Here is a 14,287-nt window from a genome sequence, read left to right as displayed (position 1 = left end):
TCGGACAGCTAACGCACGCTCGACGAACTGACGCACACCTTCCACCCTCCGGACTCCTTCCGGAGGGTGGCGGTGTCTGTGATGGTCTGCGCGACGATCGACGCCGAGCCGATCGGCACCGTGGTCTCCTCGGCGGTCGCGGTGCCCGCGTCGGCGTCGATGCGCACCTGTCCGACGGTCACCTTCCAGCGTCCGCTCGGCCCGAGCGTCGAGTCGATCTCGGCGGCGAAGGTCTGCGCGGTGAACTGCTGCTGCAGCAGGAGTGCGTCGGCGGAACAGCGAGTTCCGATGAGCGCCGCCAGGTCCCGGTTGTTGAGTGCCGTCGTCTCGGCGGCGACGACATCGCGGATCTGCTGCTCGTCGTCGCTGCCGCGGTTCGCGAGGATGTACCACGTGGCGCCGATGATGATCGCGATGATCAGCGCCGTCGCGCCCATCACGATCGCCACGGACCGGTCGCGCCGCGGAGGTCCCGACGGTGCGGCCGGCCAGGTCGGCGCGGACGGCACGGGCGCGGACGGCGGGGTCGGCACGGGCGCGGACGCTACCGTCGGAAGGGGTGGGGACGGCAGCGGATTCGGGACCACTCCAGTGACCGCGCGCCCCGTCACGAAGGGCGTACCCGCCGACGAGACGGGCCCGCCCGGGGCGAACTGCTGCGGCGGCCGCGGCGGCGCGATCCCGAGCCGACGGTAGGTCTCCGCAGGCAGGACGGGGTGCAGGAGCTCGCGGGGATCAGTCGGGCGCATCGGTGCGCTCCTCGGAGACCGTCGGCGCGTGGCTGCGATGTTCGAGAGTCTGCAGCAGCGCGGTCAGCGCGTCCAGCTTCTCGTGCACCTCGTCGAGTTCGCGGCGCATGTAATCGCGACTCGCGGCCTCGCCGACGGCCAGGCGCACCGACGCCAGCTCGCGCGCGAGGAACTCGGTGTCGGCCTTGGTCTGCGCGGCGCGGGAACGGTCCTCGTCGAGCGAGACGCGGTCCCGACTCTCCTGCCGGTTCTGCGCGAGCAGGATGAGCGGCGCCGCGTACGCGGCCTGCGTGGAGAAGGCCAGGTTGAGCAGGATGAACGGGTACGGGTCGAAGCGCAGCGCGATCCAGCTGATGTTGATGATCACCCAGACGATCACGATCACCGTCTGGATGGCCAGGTAGCGGCCGGTGCCCAGGAACCGCGCCACCCGCTCGGCGCCCTGGCCGATCATGTCATCGCCCAGGTTCAGGTGGAAACTGCGGCCGAGCCGCGGCGTATCGAGCCGGGAGCGGTCCTTCATCCGGTGACCTCCACGGTGTTGTCGTCGTCCTCGTCGCGCCAGTCGTCGGGCAGGAGGTGGTCGAGCACGTCGTCGACCGATACGGCGCCCAGCAGGTGGTTCTCGGCGTCGATCACCGGTCCGGTGACCAGGTTGTACGCCGCGAAGTACCGGGTAACGGCGCCGAGCGGATCGTCTGGACCGAGCCGCGGCAGGTCGGTGTCGACGATGCCGCCCACCAGATCCGCGGGCGGCTCGCGCAGGAGTTGCTGCAGGTGCACCGCGCCGAGGTAGCGGCCCGTCGGGGTCGCGGTCGGGGGCCGGACGACGAACACCATGCTGGCCAGCGCGGGGGTGATGTCCTGGTTGCGCGCCCTGGCCAGGGCCTCGGCCACGGTGGTCGACGGGGTGACCACGATCGGCTCGGGCGTCATCATGCCGCCCGCGGTGTACGGCGAGAAGGTGAGCAGTCGACGGACCGTTCCCGAGTCCTCCGGGTCCATCACGGCCAACAGCTCCTCGCGCTGGCTGTCGGGGAGCTCGCCGAGGAGGTCGGCGGCGTCGTCGGGGTCCATGGCCTCGAGGACGTCGGCGGCGCGGGCCTTGGACAGGTGCGCGATCACCTCGGCCTGGTCGTCGTCGCCGAGTTCCTGGAGCACGTCCGCGAGCCGCTCGTCGTCGAACGCCGCCGCGAGGGCCAGACGCCGCTGGGTGGGCAGCTCGCGCAGGGCCTGCGCGACGTCGGTGGCGCGCATGTCCTCGAACACGGTCAGCGCCTCGGCGATGTCGTGATCGGCACCCGTGAGCGCGGTGGTGGTGAAGCCGGAGACGTGGGGGAGGTCGACCACCTGGACGCCACCCCGTCGGCTCCACCCCGTCGCGCGGATCTTGACGGCCAGGCGGTGCACCACCCAGTCCCGGGTGCGGGTCTGCTCGATCCCCACGTCCACGACGGAGGCGTCGGCACCGTCGTACTGCTCCCCGGGCTCCTCGATCCGGACCTTGGTCCCCAGGAGCTGTCCGAGGGCGAGGGCCTCACCGGGCCGGATGTGCAGGCGGCGCAGGCTCACCGAGCCGGTGTTGAGCGTGATGGCGGCCGGTTCGACGCTGGTCACGCGCAGCATCGGAACGAAGATGCGGCGGCGGTTGGCCAGTTCGACGGCGAGGCCGAGGACTCGTGGAGCCTTCCGATCCGCGCGCAGGCCGATCACCGCGTCACGGACGCGGCCGACCGACTCCCCGTCCGGACCCACGACGGGCAGGCCGGACAGTCGAGCGACGAATACTCTGGAGACAGCCGACATGGTGTTCAGGGTAGTTTCGTTCTACGTATCGCATGTGAGGGAGGGCGTCGAATGTCGCAACCGTTACCCGGTCCCGGGTCGCAGAATCGCCCCGGAGGGCCCGCCGGGCAGCCCTTCCGCGGGCTGCCGACGCCGCCGAAGGGCTGGCCGATCGGTTCGTTCGCCACGTACGCAGAGGCGCAGCGCGCCGTCGACTACCTCTCCGACCAGGAGTTCCCGGTCCAGAACGTCACGATCGTGGGCGTGGACCTCATGCAGGTCGAGCGGATCACGGGGCGCCTGACCTGGGGGCGGGTGCTCAGCGCGGGTGCCGCGTCCGGCGCGTGGCTGGGCCTTTTCCTCGGTCTGCTGGTAGGTCTGTTCGTGGGTGGCGGTGCGAACGTGCTGCCCACCGTGATCGCCGGCATCGTCGGTGGTGTGGTTTTCGGCCTGATCAGCGCGGCGGTGCCGTACTGGGCCTCGCGGGGCACGCGCGACTTCTCGTCGACGATGCAGCTGGTCGCCGGCCGGTACGACGTGCTGTGTGATCCCCAGGTCGCCGAGCAGGCGCGCGACATGCTGGCTCGGTTGAACATTCAGTAGGGGCTTTCTCGCCACGCCGCTGGGGAGTTTCGACGGTGAGCTGTGAGCGACCCTGTCGTGAGGGGTTGCGTTCGAGGTCGGCGCGGGATGTGGTGCTCGCGAAAGCTATGCGTCCGGTGCATACCCTCATCTGCGCAGGTAGCAGGCATCTTTCTGAGTTCGGTTATGCGTTTCTTGCATGGCGCGGCGATGATCGCGGACGCCAGAAGGCATCGGCGCGGCGGGCGGGTCGTCTGGAGACGAATCGCCGCGGGCTCGGCTTGCCCGGGCGCCTGTGACTCCTGCTATCGGTTTTCATTCTTCATAACGCTGCAGCGCTATGAAGAATGAGGACTGATCTGTGGACCGCGGTCCGGTGGCTTGGCCGGCAGTGATCGTTGCCGCGATGGAAACGGTCGGATATCGTTGCCGGTATGGAAACGAACTCCGACGCGGCGCGTTCTCTGGCTGATGTCGATGCGGTGGCGCGCAAGTTCCGCCGCATCGCCTCGCCGTGGTGGGTGTCGGTTGCGTGGGCCGTGAACTTCGGGGTGTTCTGGTCGATCGCCTACGGAGGGACGAACGGCTGGCGAGACATCGTGATCGCCCTTGGTGTGTTCGGGATCGGTACGGCGGTTCTGTTCGGCGAGGCGAAGGTGCGCGGAGCACGGTCCACCACGTATGAACGGGGGAGTTGGGCGAGCGGCGTGAGCTTCTGGTCCATGATGGCAGGACTGTTCACGGTGCAGGTCGTGTCCATCTTCTTGGAATCCGGTACGTGGACGACGTATGTGGTGCTCGCCGGATTGTCGGCGGTCGTATATCTGCTCGGCCAATTGCTGGCGCGGTACATCGCCGTGCGCTCCGAGCGTTGACCGGCGGTAGGTACGGGCCGCCGGCGTTCAACGATCTGATCCACCCGCGGCAACGGCTGATGATCTGCGCGGCGCTGGATCAGGCGCGCGACATGCGGTTCGACGTGCTCGCGAAGGCGCTGGACATGAGTGCGCCCACGTTGAGCAAGCATCTGGCGAAGCTGGAGGAGGCGCAGTACGTCGCTACCCGTCGGGACTCGGCGGACTCGCGGCGGCAGTGGGTGGAACTGACGATCACGGGGCGGTCGGCCTTCGCGCGACACGTCGCAGCCCTGCGTGAGCTCACGACCTGACCTGCGGCGCAGCAGGTCGCTCCGCTCCCCGCAGATATCCCCGGGCGCCCCGTGTATCCGCGCGGGGAGCGGAGGAATCTGCTGTGTCCGGTGATTTCTGGTGCGCGCCGGGTTGAGCGCGCCCGAAAGTCCACCGCCGGGACCACGGCCACGCGAAACACGTGTCCCCGCGGCTGTTCGCGCCCTCCGGACTCGACACGCCGGGGTGGGCGGCGCACCGTCGGACCTGGGGGAACGGGAGGGACGCGCAAGAGTCTCCCGAACCTGTTTACCGAGACGCGAAGTCCTGCTAAATTGCGAGAAGGTGATAGTTATCATAAGGAGGACTCTCATGGCTGACATCCAGGGGCGCGTGCGGCGGGACCCGTTCGACCAGGGCTACCTCGATGTCCTGGAGGATCTGTCCGACGGTTCCGTGCATCGCCGGTTCGACCCGTACCTCGACATCGACTGGGACTCGCCCGAGCTGGCGCTGGACCCGAACGATCCGCGCTGGGTGCTGCCGGCGACGCTCGATTCGCTCGGCGCCACGCAGTGGTACCGCGACCTGCCGTTGGAGAAGCGGATCGAGATCGGGAAGTGGCGGATGGCCAACACGATCAAGGTTGGCGCGGCCTTCGAATCCATCCTGATCCGCGGGATGATGCAGTACATCATGAAGCTCCCGAACAAGTCTCCGGAGTTCCGCTACTGCCTCCACGAGATGACGGAGGAGTGCAACCACATCCAGATGTTCCAGGAACTGGTGAACCGCATCGACGTGGACGTGCCCGGCATGCGCAAGCGGTTCCGCCGGGCGTCGCCGATGATCGGCGTGCTGGGGGGCTACGCGCACGTCATCCTCTTCATGGGCATCCTGGGCGGCGAGGAGCCGATCGACCACTACCAGAAGGCGATCATGCGCCACGGCGGCCAGGTCCCGCCGCTGGTGTTGCGCACCATGGAGATCCACGTCGCCGAGGAGGCGCGGCACATCTCCTTCGCGCACGAGTTCCTGCACGCTCACCTGCAGGGGATGACGAAGCGGCAGAAGCGGATCTGCGCGTTCGCGTTCCCGCTGGCCATGCGCTGGCTGGTCGGCGAGATCTTCACCCCGCCCAAGGAGTTCTTCGAGCGCTTCGAGGTGCCGCGCGAGGTCAAGCGCGAGGCCTTCTGGCGCGGGCCCGCGGCGCGTGCGCTGCTGAACGACTACTTCGCCGAGATGCGTGCGCTCGCCGACGATCTGGGGCTCATGACCCCGTTCGGCAAGCTCATGTGGAAGGTGCTCAAGATCGACGGTCACAAGGCCCGCTATCGCGGCGAGCCGACCCGCAGGGCGCAGGCCGCGGCCTGACGGAGGTTCTCGCCCGGGGCGTAGCATCACGAGCCATGACCTCGGCGGGACGGCCGGACTCCGGCTATCGACTGCGGTGGCGCGAGCACAATTCGCAGCGCCGCGATCTGATCCTGCGGGCCGCAGCCGAACTGGTGGAGGAGTCCGCGCCGGGTGCCCCGATCTCGGTGCGGCACATCGCGGAGCGGGCCGGGCTCGTGAAATCCGTGGTGTACCGCCAGTTCAAGAGCAAGGACGACCTGGTGCGCGGCCTGCGCGGCTATGTCGTGGAATCCTTCGCCGTCGAGCTGGAGGCCGACCTCGACGTCTCGGCCGGCACGCTCCGCGGGATCCTGCGCCGCGCCATCACCAGCGCCGCCGTCTGGATGGAGGACAACCCGCGCCTCGTCGACCTCCTGCGGTCCGGTCCGTCCGACACGGATCCCGACGCCCCCGACGCCGTCGCCGAGCTCCGCCATCGCGTGGTGACCCGGGCGCACGAGACCGTCGACGGCGTCGCCGCCGTCACCGGCCTCGACCCCGCGCCCTTCGCCCGCATCCCGTTCGTGCTGTTCACGATGGTGGAGGCGACGCTCACCAGCTGGGTCCGCGGCGAGGAGGCGATCCGCGGCAGCTCGCGCGCCGAGGTGGTCGAATCGCTCACGGACATCACGTGGTTCGTGCTCGACGGTGCCGCCCGCGGCATGGGCGTGACGGTCGATCCGGATGCCGAGTTCGCCACGGTCCTCACGACCCTCGTGCCCGACGGTGCCGCGCGCACCGTCGAGCCCACCTGACGGTCGTGCCCGCCGAAGGGCGGGCAGGTCCGCGGATGCCGTCCGCATCTGGCACGATTATCCCGAATGTGGGTCAAGTCACCGGCGGAGTCGACTAGTTTTTCGAAGCGACGCAACCGGTCGGTAGCGGGGATAGGAGCGGCGCGTGACGGGCAGAACGAGTCGAACGCGTAGGAGCCGGGCCACCCGGCTCGGCGCGATGGGATTGACGTCCGCGCTGGGCGCCACCCTCCTCGCGGGGTGCGGCACCGGAGGGTCCGGCACCGAGATCAGCGTCTACGTCGGCGCGGACAGCGCCGCGACCGTGCAGCGCGTGGCGGCGAAGTGCTCGACGTCCGACTACAAGGTGGTCGGCTACGCCCTCCCCAAGTCCGCCGACGACGCGCGGCTGCAGCTGGCGCGCCGCATCACCGGTGGCGACAAGTCGCTCGACGTGATGGCGCTCGACGTGACGTGGACCGCGGAGTTCGCGCAGGCAGGCTGGGCGGAGAAGGTGCCGGCCGAGGTGGCGGCGCGCACCGAGAAGCGGGTCCTGGCGGGGCCGCTGAAGACGGCGAAGTTCAACGACGAACTCTACGGCGTTCCGGGGTGGACCAACACGCAGCTGCTCTGGTACCGCAAGGACCTGGTCTCCCAGCTGACGGGTAAGCCCGTCACCTCGCCGCCCAAGTTCACCTGGGCGCAGATGCTCGAGCTCACCGGGCAGTCGCTCGCCAAGGGCGGCCCCGCGCAGATCGGCGTCACCGCGGCGCAGTACGAGGGCCTGACGGTGTGGTTCAACTCGCTCCTCGAAACGGCCGGCGGCAAGGTGGTCGATGAGACCGGCAAGAAGGTCGTGCTCGGCGAGGGCAAGAACCGCGAGGCCGCGCTGACGGCACTCAAGACGATGAAGGCCGTGGCGACCGCGCCCGGGCGGGATCCGAGCTTCACGCAGACGATGGAGACGGAGATCCGGCTGAGCATGGAGCGCGGCAACGCGTTGTTCGAGGTGAACTGGCCCTTCGTGCTCTCGGCGATGCAGCAGAACGCGGCCGCCGGAACCGTGCCCTTCCTCAAGGACATGACCAAGTTCGCCGACGTGGTGAAGAAGCCGACGAACGACCAGCTCAAGCAGATGAACGCGGTGATCCAGAAGAAGTTCGACTTCACCACCTTCCCGCGCATCGCGCCCGGCGTGCCGGCCCGCCCGACGATCGGTGGCGCGAACTACGCCGTCTCGCCGACGTCGGTGAAGAAGGAACAGGCGTGGAAGGCCATCGAGTGCCTGACCAACGACGAAGCGGAGAAGGCGTACGGACTCGACGCGGGCACGCCGCCCGTGCTGCCGTCGCTCTACGACGACCCGGAGTACCTGGCCGTGTACCCGATGGCGAAGCTGATCCGGGACCAGTTGCAGGAGAACACCTCCTCGGTGCGGCCGGTGACGCCGGTGTACCAGGCCATGTCGACCCTGCTGCAGGCCAAGCTCAGCCCCGTCGGCACGTGGGACCCGGACACCCTCGTCGACGAGTTGGTGGACGCCGCCAATAAGGCGATCGATCAGAAGGGGCTGGTCCCGTGACCGCTGCGACGACGAGTGGGGGCGCTGCGCCCGCTCCCGCGAAGAAGAAGGCCGTCCTGTCCCAGGGGCAGCGCGAGGAGCGCAGGCTGGGCCTGTACCTGATTGCGCCCGCCGCCCTTGTGATGCTGCTCGTGACGGCCTATCCGATCGTGTACGCGTTCTGGCTCAGCCTGCACAAGTCGTCGCTCGCGGCGCCGGGGCAGGACGAGTTCATCGGCTTCGGCAACTACGGCACGGTGCTGCAGGATTCGTACTGGTGGCAGGCGCTGGGCGTGACGGCGTTCATCACCGTGATCTCGGTGATCATCGAGTTCGTGCTGGGTCTCGCGATCGCGCTGGTGATGCACCGGACCATCGTCGGGCGGGGCATCGTGCGCACCGTCGTCCTCATCCCGTACGGCATCGTGACGGTGGCGGCATCGTTCTCCTGGTTCTACGCCTGGACGCCCGGCACCGGCTACCTCGCCAACCTGCTGCCCGACGGCAGTGCGCCGCTGACGCAGCAGATCCCGTCGCTGTTCATCATCATCCTGGCGGAGGTGTGGAAGACCACCCCGTTCATGGCGCTGCTGCTGCTCTCGGGCCTGGCTCTGGTGCCGGACGACCTGATCAAGGCCGCCGCGATGGACGGCGCCGGTCCGTGGACGCGCCTGACCAAGATCATCATCCCGCTGATGAAGCCCGCGATCCTCGTGGCGCTGCTGTTCCGCACGCTGGACGCGTTCCGAATCTTCGACAACATCTACGTGCTCACCAAGGGCGCCAACGGGACCGGGTCGGTGTCGATCCTCGGTTACGACAACCTGTTCAAGGCGTTCAACCTGGGTGTCGGCTCCGCCATCTCGGTGTTGATCTTCCTGTGCGTGGCGATCATCGCGTTCATCTTCGTCAAGGCGTTCGGCACCGCGGTGCCGGGAGCCGACCAGGACCAGAGGTAGGGGCCGGGGCATGGCATCGAATACCGCAGGGCGCAAGGTCGCCTGGAGTGTCATCGACGTCTTCGTCGTGTGTTACGCACTGATCCCGGTGTTGTGGATCGTCTCGCTCTCCCTCAAGTCCCCGGCGACGGTGACCGACGGCAGCTTCATCCCCAAGGCCCTCACGATGGACAACTACACGGCGATCTTCGAGGGCAGCGGCTTCATCCGCCCGCTGATCAACTCCATCGGTGTCGCGCTGATCTCCACGGTGATCGCGGTGATCATCGGCATGTTCGCCGCGTACGCCGTGGCGCGCTTGAACTTCCCGGGCAAGAAGCTGTTCATCGGGGCGGCGCTGCTCATCGCGATGTTCCCGCAGATCTCGCTGATCACGCCGCTGTTCAACATCGAGCGGGCCGTCGGCCTCTTCGACACGTGGCCCGGCCTGATCCTGCCGAACGTGACCTTCGCGCTCCCGCTGTGCGTCTACACGCTGTCCGCCTTCTTCCGCGAGATCCCCTGGGAGCTGGAGAAGGCCGCGAAGATGGACGGCGCCACGCCGGCGCAGGCCTTCCGTCAGGTGATCGCGCCGCTGGCCGTGCCGGGCGTGGTGACCGCGGCGATCCTGGTGTTCATCGCCGCGTGGAACGACCTGCTGTTCGGCGTCTCGCTGACGGCCACGGAGCGGTCGATCACGGCACCGGTCGCGATCGTGAACTTCACGGGCAGTTCGCAGTTCGAGGAGCCCACCGGGTCCATCGCCGCCGCGGCGGTCATCATCACCATCCCCATCATCATCTTCGTCCTGATCTTCCAACGACGGATCGTCGCCGGGCTCACGTCCGGTGCGGTCAAGGGCTGACGCCGGAAAGTACTCGAGGAGCAATCACATGGCCGACATCGTCCTGGACCACGTCAAGAAGACCTACCCCGACGGCTCCACCGCCGTCAGCGACATCAACCTGCAGATCGCCGACGGGGAGTTCCTCATCCTGGTGGGCCCGTCGGGCTGCGGGAAGTCCACCACGCTCAACATGATCGCCGGTCTGGAGGACATCTCCTCCGGGGAGCTGCGGATCGCCGGAGAGCGGGTCAACGAGAAGGCGCCCAAGGACCGCGACATCGCGATGGTGTTTCAGTCCTACGCCCTCTACCCGCACATGACGGTGCGCGAGAACATCGCGTTCCCGCTCAAGCTGGCCAAGCTGAGCAAGGACGAGATCAACGCCAAGGTCGAGGACGCCGCGCGCACCCTGGACCTCACCCAGCACCTCGACCGCCGCCCCTCGCAGCTCTCGGGCGGCCAGCGCCAGCGCGTCGCGATGGGCCGCGCGATCGTCCGCAGCCCCAAGGCCTTCCTCATGGACGAGCCCCTGTCGAACCTCGACGCCAAGCTGCGCGTGCAGATGCGCACCGAGGTGTCCCGGCTGCAGAAGCGCCTGGGCACCACGATGGTCTACGTCACGCACGACCAGACGGAGGCCATGACGCTCGGCGACCGCGTCGTCGTGCTCAAGAGCGGCGACGTCCAGCAGGTCGGCGCTCCGCAGGAGCTCTACGACCGCCCGAACAACCTGTTCGTCGCCGGTTTCATCGGCTCGCCCGCGATGAACTTCGTGCCCGGCCGACTCACCTCGGTGGGCATCCAGACCGCGCTCGGCGAGATCCTGCTGCTCGACGCGCCGCGCCTGGCCGAGCGTGCCGCGGCAGCCGGGAACCGTACCGGCGACGTGGTGGTCGGCATCCGTCCCGAGCACTTCGAGGACGCTCGCCTGCTCGACCCGAACCAGCGTGTGGGCGGCCTGACCTTCACCGCGAAGGTCGACGTCCTCGAGTCGATGGGTTCCGACAAGTTCGTGCACTTCGCCGTCCCCGCGGGCGCCGGCCGCACCGATGCCCTCGCCGACCTCGACGCCGCGCAGCAGCAGCCGCTCGCGGGTGTGGACGAGGTCGTCGCGCGACTGTCGGCGGACTCGACGGCCGCCCGCGGCGCCGAGGTGGACCTGTTCTACGACCCCACGAAGATCGCGGTGTTCGACGCCGCGACCGGACTGAACCTGGCCCAGTAGCAACCGGGCGCCGGAAGAGCCGTCGCCGTGCGGGTGCTCGCCGTCAGCGACGAGGAGGTGCCGGGCCTGGCCCTGGCATCGTCGACCCTGCGCCCGGACCTGATCCTGGGCGCGGGCGACCTGTCGGGCGAGTACCTCGAGGGGCTCATGGACCGGTACGGCGTGCCGTGCGTGTTCGTCCCCGGCAACCACGATCCCGACTACGCGGGGTACCGCAGCACCCGCGGCGGGTACGTGCGCGGGGGCATGCCCTCCGAGCCTCCGGGGCCGCGCGGGGGCGTCAACGCGGACGGCCGGGTCGTCAGGGTGGGCGGTCTGACGGTGGCCGGTCTCGGCGGGTCGATCCGCTACCGGTCCGGTCCGAATCAGTGGACGCAGGCGCAGGCCACGCGCCGTGCCTGGCGGGTGCGGCTCGCGGCGCGGCGGCGTACCGTCGACCTCGTGCTCGCGCATTCGCCCGCGCTCGGCGTGGGGGACGGTGACGACGGGCCGCACCGCGGTCTCGCCGCGCTGGGCGCGCTGGTGGCGGGGATCCGCCCGCAGGCGTTCGTGCACGGGCACGTGCACCCGTTCGGCGCGCCGGGGCCGGATCGCGAGATCGACGGTGTGCCGGTGCTCAACACCGTCGGGTACACCTACTTCGACATCACTCCCGGACGCCCGGCGGGCGCCGAGGGCCTCGACATCCTGGAGCGGCGACGTGGCGCGTGACACCGGTTTCCCCGACGAGGACGCCCGGACGGACTTCGAGCGGTCCCGGCGGCGTGCGAACGTCGCGCGGCTGGCGGCCTGGGTCCGGGGCCAACCGGATGACGTCACCGAGGTGCTCCCGTACGACGAGGTGGTCGCGGCGCTGGGACTCGTCTCGGAGCGGAATCTCGGGCTGCAGGTGGTCCCGGTCGCGCAGATCGTCGGCAGCGTGGACCGCACCCGGGACTTCGATCGCTACTTCCGGCCGCGCTCGCCGGCCCTGCGGGCACGCTGGCAGCGACTGGCTGCGGCGCAGCGGCGCGGCGAGTCGATGCCGCCGATCGAGGTGAAGAAGGTCGGCGACCTGTACTTCGTGGTCGACGGGCACCACCGCGTGTCCATTGCCTTCGCACGGGGTTTCGCGACGATCGACGCCTATGTCACGGAGGTGATCACGCGGATCGGCGCCGGCGGTATCGCGGTCCGCTCGGACCTGCTGATGAAGGACCACCGGCGGCTGTTCCTGGACCGGGTGCCGGTGTCCGGGGAGGCGCGGGAGCGCATCGCGTTCGCCAACGCCTGGGACTACTCGCGGCTCGCGGAATCGGTGGAGGCGTGGGGATTCCGGCTCGGCCAGGAGCTGGAGGAGTTCCTCCCCCGGGAGGAGGTCGCGCGCCGCTGGTACGAGGAGGAGTTCACGCCGGTCGTCGCGATGGCGCGCGACGCGGGGATCATGGCGTCGTCGAGCGATGCCGAGGTGTACCTGTTCGTGGCGTGCGAGCGGTACCGGTTGGTGCGCAAGCACGTCTGGAGTCCGGAGATCATCGACGAGGTGTCGGAGCGGCACCGGCCCTGGCAGCCGGGCAGGTTCTTCTAGGCCGGACGGTGCGGGGCCGGCATCGCACACTCCGGCCCCGCACGGTTCGGTCGATCAGCGCATCCACACCGTCGCGTTGCCGGGCAGTCGACCATCCGCGGAATCCGTACTCGCGAGCAGGATCTCGCCCTCGGGGAGGTCCACCGGCTCGGAGCCGAAGTTGGTGAACGAGCGCCAGCCGCCGGGCCGCTCGAAGGCCAGCACCGACGCGGATGGGTGCTCGATCCACGTCAACGTCTCCGCGGTCTGCAGCTCGCCGCGCAGTGCCAGCGCCCGGCGGTAGAGGTTCAGCGTCGACGCGGCATCGTCGGCCTCGACGGCCACCGCGTAGTCCGCGAACCATGCGGGCTGCGGCAGGTGCGCACCGTCGGACCCGAATCCGAAGGACGACCCGGTACCGGACCACGGGAGCGGGACGCGGCAGCCGTCGCGGCCGACCTCCTTGCCCTCGGTGCGGAAGAAGGTGGGGTCCTGGCGCGACTGCGCGGGGATGTCGCCGACCTCGTGCAGGCCCAGCTCCTCGCCCTGGTAGAGGTAGGTGGAGCCGGGGAGGGCCAGCAGGAGCATCGTCGCCGCCCGGGCGCGGGCCTCGCCCACCGCCGTGTCGACCTCGTCGTGCGCGCCGCCGGCGAGCGTCCACGCCGCCGCGTGGTGCCCGAGGCCCGCGGGCAGGCCGTAGCGGGTGGCGTGCCGGGTCACGTCGTGGTTCGACAGCACCCAGGTGCTCGACGAGCCGGTCTCGGCGGAGCGCTCGAGGTTCTCCTCGATGATCTCGCGGAACTGCGAGGCCTCGAACTCGGAGACGAGCAGGTCGAAGTTGAACGCCTGCCCGAGCCCTTCGGCGCTCGCGTAGGGCGCGAGCCTGGTCTTGTGCACCCACGCCTCGGCGACAGCCGTGCGGGGCGGGGTGTACTCGTCGAAGACCTTGCGCCAGGCGCGGTAGATCTCGTGCACCTCGTCGCGATCCGAGAACGGGTGATCCGGGTTGAGCGTGAGCTCGCCCAGCCCCACCACGGCGAAGGGGGCGAAGGGCTCGCTCAGGTCTTTGCGCAGGTAGTGGGCGACGTCGATGCGGAATCCGTCCACGCCGCGGTCCGACCAGAAGCGCAGCGTGTGCTCGAAGTCCGCGCGCACGTCGTCGCGCTCCCAGTTCAGGTCGGGCTGCTCGCGGGCGAACATGTGCAGGTACCACTGGCCGGGCGTCCCGTCGGGTTCGTCGACCCGGTGCCAGGCGGGGCCGCCGAAGTGCGACTGCCAGTCGTTCGGCGGCTCGTCGCCGTTCTCGCCCTTGCCCTCGAAGAAGTGGTAGCGGTCGCGCTCGTCGGAGCCGCGGCCCGCGGCGAGCGCGGCCTGGAACCACTCGTGCTGATCGGAGGTGTGGTTGGGCACGATGTCGACGATCAGTTTGATGCCGGCCGCGTGCAGTGCGGCGCTCATGGCGTCGAAGTCGTCGAGCGTGCCGAGGCGCGGGTCCACGTTCCGGTAGTCGGCCACGTCGTACCCGCCGTCCGCCAGCTCGGACGGGTAGAACGGGCTCAGCCACACCGCGTCGACCCCCAGGTCGCGCAGGTAGGGCACGCGCGAGGTGATGCCGGGAAGGTCGCCGATCCCGTCGCCGTCGGAGTCGGAGAAGCTGCGCGGATAGATCTGGTACACCACCGCCTGGCGCCACCAATCGGCCGTTCCGAGGTCCTTGAGAACCACAACACTCCCTTCGAAGGCATCTGCATTCCGACGATCGTCGACGCGCGTCGATGACGCTGGATCCAGCGTAACC

At 69.2% G+C, this 14,287-nt stretch carries 15 protein-coding genes; 11 read left to right on the top strand and 4 right to left on the bottom strand.

From position 1 onward, the window contains the following. Nucleotides 1-8: 8 nt before the first annotated feature. From AXK61_RS25195 to AXK61_RS21185, 3 genes are read right to left on the bottom strand one after another with little or no spacing between them, the layout of a single operon-like run. A complete protein-coding gene (locus AXK61_RS25195) occupies nucleotides 9-749 on the bottom strand; it encodes a nuclear transport factor 2 family protein (protein WP_139058123.1) in 741 nt (246 codons plus the stop codon). Further along, nucleotides 736-1,272, bottom strand: a complete 537-nt coding sequence (locus AXK61_RS21190; RefSeq protein WP_068575151.1) for a DUF1003 domain-containing protein — start codon at nucleotides 1,270-1,272, stop codon at nucleotides 736-738. The genes AXK61_RS25195 and AXK61_RS21190 overlap by 14 nt, the downstream gene beginning before the upstream one ends. Further along, nucleotides 1,269-2,555, bottom strand: a complete 1,287-nt coding sequence (locus AXK61_RS21185; protein ID WP_068575152.1) for a magnesium transporter MgtE N-terminal domain-containing protein — start codon at nucleotides 2,553-2,555, stop codon at nucleotides 1,269-1,271. The genes AXK61_RS21190 and AXK61_RS21185 overlap by 4 nt, the downstream gene beginning before the upstream one ends. A 51-nt stretch (nucleotides 2,556-2,606) precedes the next feature. Here AXK61_RS21185 and AXK61_RS21180 point away from each other — a divergent pair, with 51 nt between their 5' ends. The 11 genes from AXK61_RS21180 (at nucleotide 2,607) to AXK61_RS21130 (ending at nucleotide 12,510) form a co-directional block, all read left to right on the top strand. Next, on the top strand, nucleotides 2,607-3,137 hold the full coding sequence (locus AXK61_RS21180) for a YflT domain-containing protein (protein WP_068575153.1): 531 nt from the start codon (nucleotides 2,607-2,609) through the stop codon (nucleotides 3,135-3,137). 413 nt (nucleotides 3,138-3,550) lie between these two features. Next, nucleotides 3,551-3,991, top strand: a complete 441-nt coding sequence (locus AXK61_RS21175) for a hypothetical protein (protein ID WP_068575154.1) — start codon at nucleotides 3,551-3,553, stop codon at nucleotides 3,989-3,991. After that, a complete protein-coding gene (locus tag AXK61_RS21170) occupies nucleotides 3,988-4,284 on the top strand; it encodes a transcriptional regulator (protein ID WP_197466894.1) in 297 nt (98 codons plus the stop codon). Before AXK61_RS21175 ends, AXK61_RS21170 begins: the two co-directional genes overlap by 4 nt. A gap of 331 nt (nucleotides 4,285-4,615) precedes the next feature. Beyond that, the gene (locus AXK61_RS21165) at nucleotides 4,616-5,617 is read left to right on the top strand and encodes an AurF N-oxygenase family protein (RefSeq protein WP_068575156.1); all 1,002 of its coding nucleotides are present in this window, start codon (nucleotides 4,616-4,618) and stop codon (nucleotides 5,615-5,617) included. A 35-nt stretch (nucleotides 5,618-5,652) separates the two neighbouring features. Continuing rightward, nucleotides 5,653-6,393 carry a TetR/AcrR family transcriptional regulator gene (locus AXK61_RS21160; RefSeq protein WP_068575157.1) on the top strand — a complete coding sequence of 247 codons (741 nt, stop codon included), beginning with the start codon at nucleotides 5,653-5,655 and terminating at the stop codon, nucleotides 6,391-6,393. Nucleotides 6,394-6,592: 199 nt separating this feature from the next. After that, nucleotides 6,593-7,954 carry an extracellular solute-binding protein gene (locus tag AXK61_RS21155; RefSeq protein WP_068575158.1) on the top strand — a complete coding sequence of 454 codons (1,362 nt, stop codon included), beginning with the start codon at nucleotides 6,593-6,595 and terminating at the stop codon, nucleotides 7,952-7,954. After that, a complete protein-coding gene (locus AXK61_RS21150; protein WP_068575159.1) occupies nucleotides 7,951-8,892 on the top strand; it encodes a carbohydrate ABC transporter permease in 942 nt (313 codons plus the stop codon). The genes AXK61_RS21155 and AXK61_RS21150 overlap by 4 nt, the downstream gene beginning before the upstream one ends. Nucleotides 8,893-8,902: 10 nt before the next feature. Then, nucleotides 8,903-9,736, top strand: coding sequence for a carbohydrate ABC transporter permease (locus AXK61_RS21145; RefSeq protein WP_068575160.1), 834 nt, complete (start codon nucleotides 8,903-8,905; stop codon nucleotides 9,734-9,736). A gap of 28 nt (nucleotides 9,737-9,764) precedes the next feature. After that, the gene (locus tag AXK61_RS21140; RefSeq protein ID WP_068575161.1) at nucleotides 9,765-10,943 is read left to right on the top strand and encodes an ABC transporter ATP-binding protein; all 1,179 of its coding nucleotides are present in this window, start codon (nucleotides 9,765-9,767) and stop codon (nucleotides 10,941-10,943) included. A gap of 27 nt (nucleotides 10,944-10,970) precedes the next feature. Then, a complete protein-coding gene (locus tag AXK61_RS21135) occupies nucleotides 10,971-11,654 on the top strand; it encodes a metallophosphoesterase family protein (RefSeq protein WP_068575162.1) in 684 nt (227 codons plus the stop codon). After that, nucleotides 11,644-12,510 carry a ParB N-terminal domain-containing protein gene (locus AXK61_RS21130; RefSeq protein ID WP_068575163.1) on the top strand — a complete coding sequence of 289 codons (867 nt, stop codon included), beginning with the start codon at nucleotides 11,644-11,646 and terminating at the stop codon, nucleotides 12,508-12,510. Before AXK61_RS21135 ends, AXK61_RS21130 begins: the two co-directional genes overlap by 11 nt. Before the next feature lie 54 nt (nucleotides 12,511-12,564). On the opposite strand, the gene AXK61_RS21125 is transcribed toward AXK61_RS21130, so the two are convergent. Then, nucleotides 12,565-14,214: a glycoside hydrolase family 13 protein gene (locus AXK61_RS21125; protein ID WP_068575164.1), complete on the bottom strand. Its 1,650-nt coding sequence runs from the start codon at nucleotides 14,212-14,214 to the stop codon at nucleotides 12,565-12,567. Nucleotides 14,215-14,287 lie beyond the last annotated feature (73 nt).

It is taken from the genome of Tsukamurella pseudospumae, from assembly GCF_001575205.1.
GTDB lineage: Bacteria > Actinomycetota > Actinomycetes > Mycobacteriales > Mycobacteriaceae > Tsukamurella > Tsukamurella pseudospumae.
This window is presented reverse-complemented; position numbering and strand designations above follow the sequence as displayed.

Bases quoted from the DNA above. Each gene is read 5' to 3' on its own strand.
- AXK61_RS25195 (WP_139058123.1), bottom strand. From the start codon at position 749: ATGCGCCCGACTGATCCCCGCGAGCTCCTGCACCCCGTCCTGCCTGCG.
- AXK61_RS21190 (WP_068575151.1), bottom strand. From the start codon at position 1,272: ATGAAGGACCGCTCCCGGCTCGATACGCCGCGGCTCGGCCGCAGTTTC.
- AXK61_RS21185 (WP_068575152.1), bottom strand. From the start codon at position 2,555: ATGTCGGCTGTCTCCAGAGTATTCGTCGCTCGACTGTCCGGCCTGCCC.
- AXK61_RS21180 (WP_068575153.1), top strand. From the start codon at position 2,607: ATGTCGCAACCGTTACCCGGTCCCGGGTCGCAGAATCGCCCCGGAGGG.
- AXK61_RS21175 (WP_068575154.1), top strand. From the start codon at position 3,551: ATGGAAACGAACTCCGACGCGGCGCGTTCTCTGGCTGATGTCGATGCG.
- AXK61_RS21165 (WP_068575156.1), top strand. From the start codon at position 4,616: ATGGCTGACATCCAGGGGCGCGTGCGGCGGGACCCGTTCGACCAGGGC.
- AXK61_RS21160 (WP_068575157.1), top strand. From the start codon at position 5,653: ATGACCTCGGCGGGACGGCCGGACTCCGGCTATCGACTGCGGTGGCGC.
- AXK61_RS21155 (WP_068575158.1), top strand. From the start codon at position 6,593: ATGGGATTGACGTCCGCGCTGGGCGCCACCCTCCTCGCGGGGTGCGGC.
- AXK61_RS21145 (WP_068575160.1), top strand. From the start codon at position 8,903: ATGGCATCGAATACCGCAGGGCGCAAGGTCGCCTGGAGTGTCATCGAC.
- AXK61_RS21140 (WP_068575161.1), top strand. From the start codon at position 9,765: ATGGCCGACATCGTCCTGGACCACGTCAAGAAGACCTACCCCGACGGC.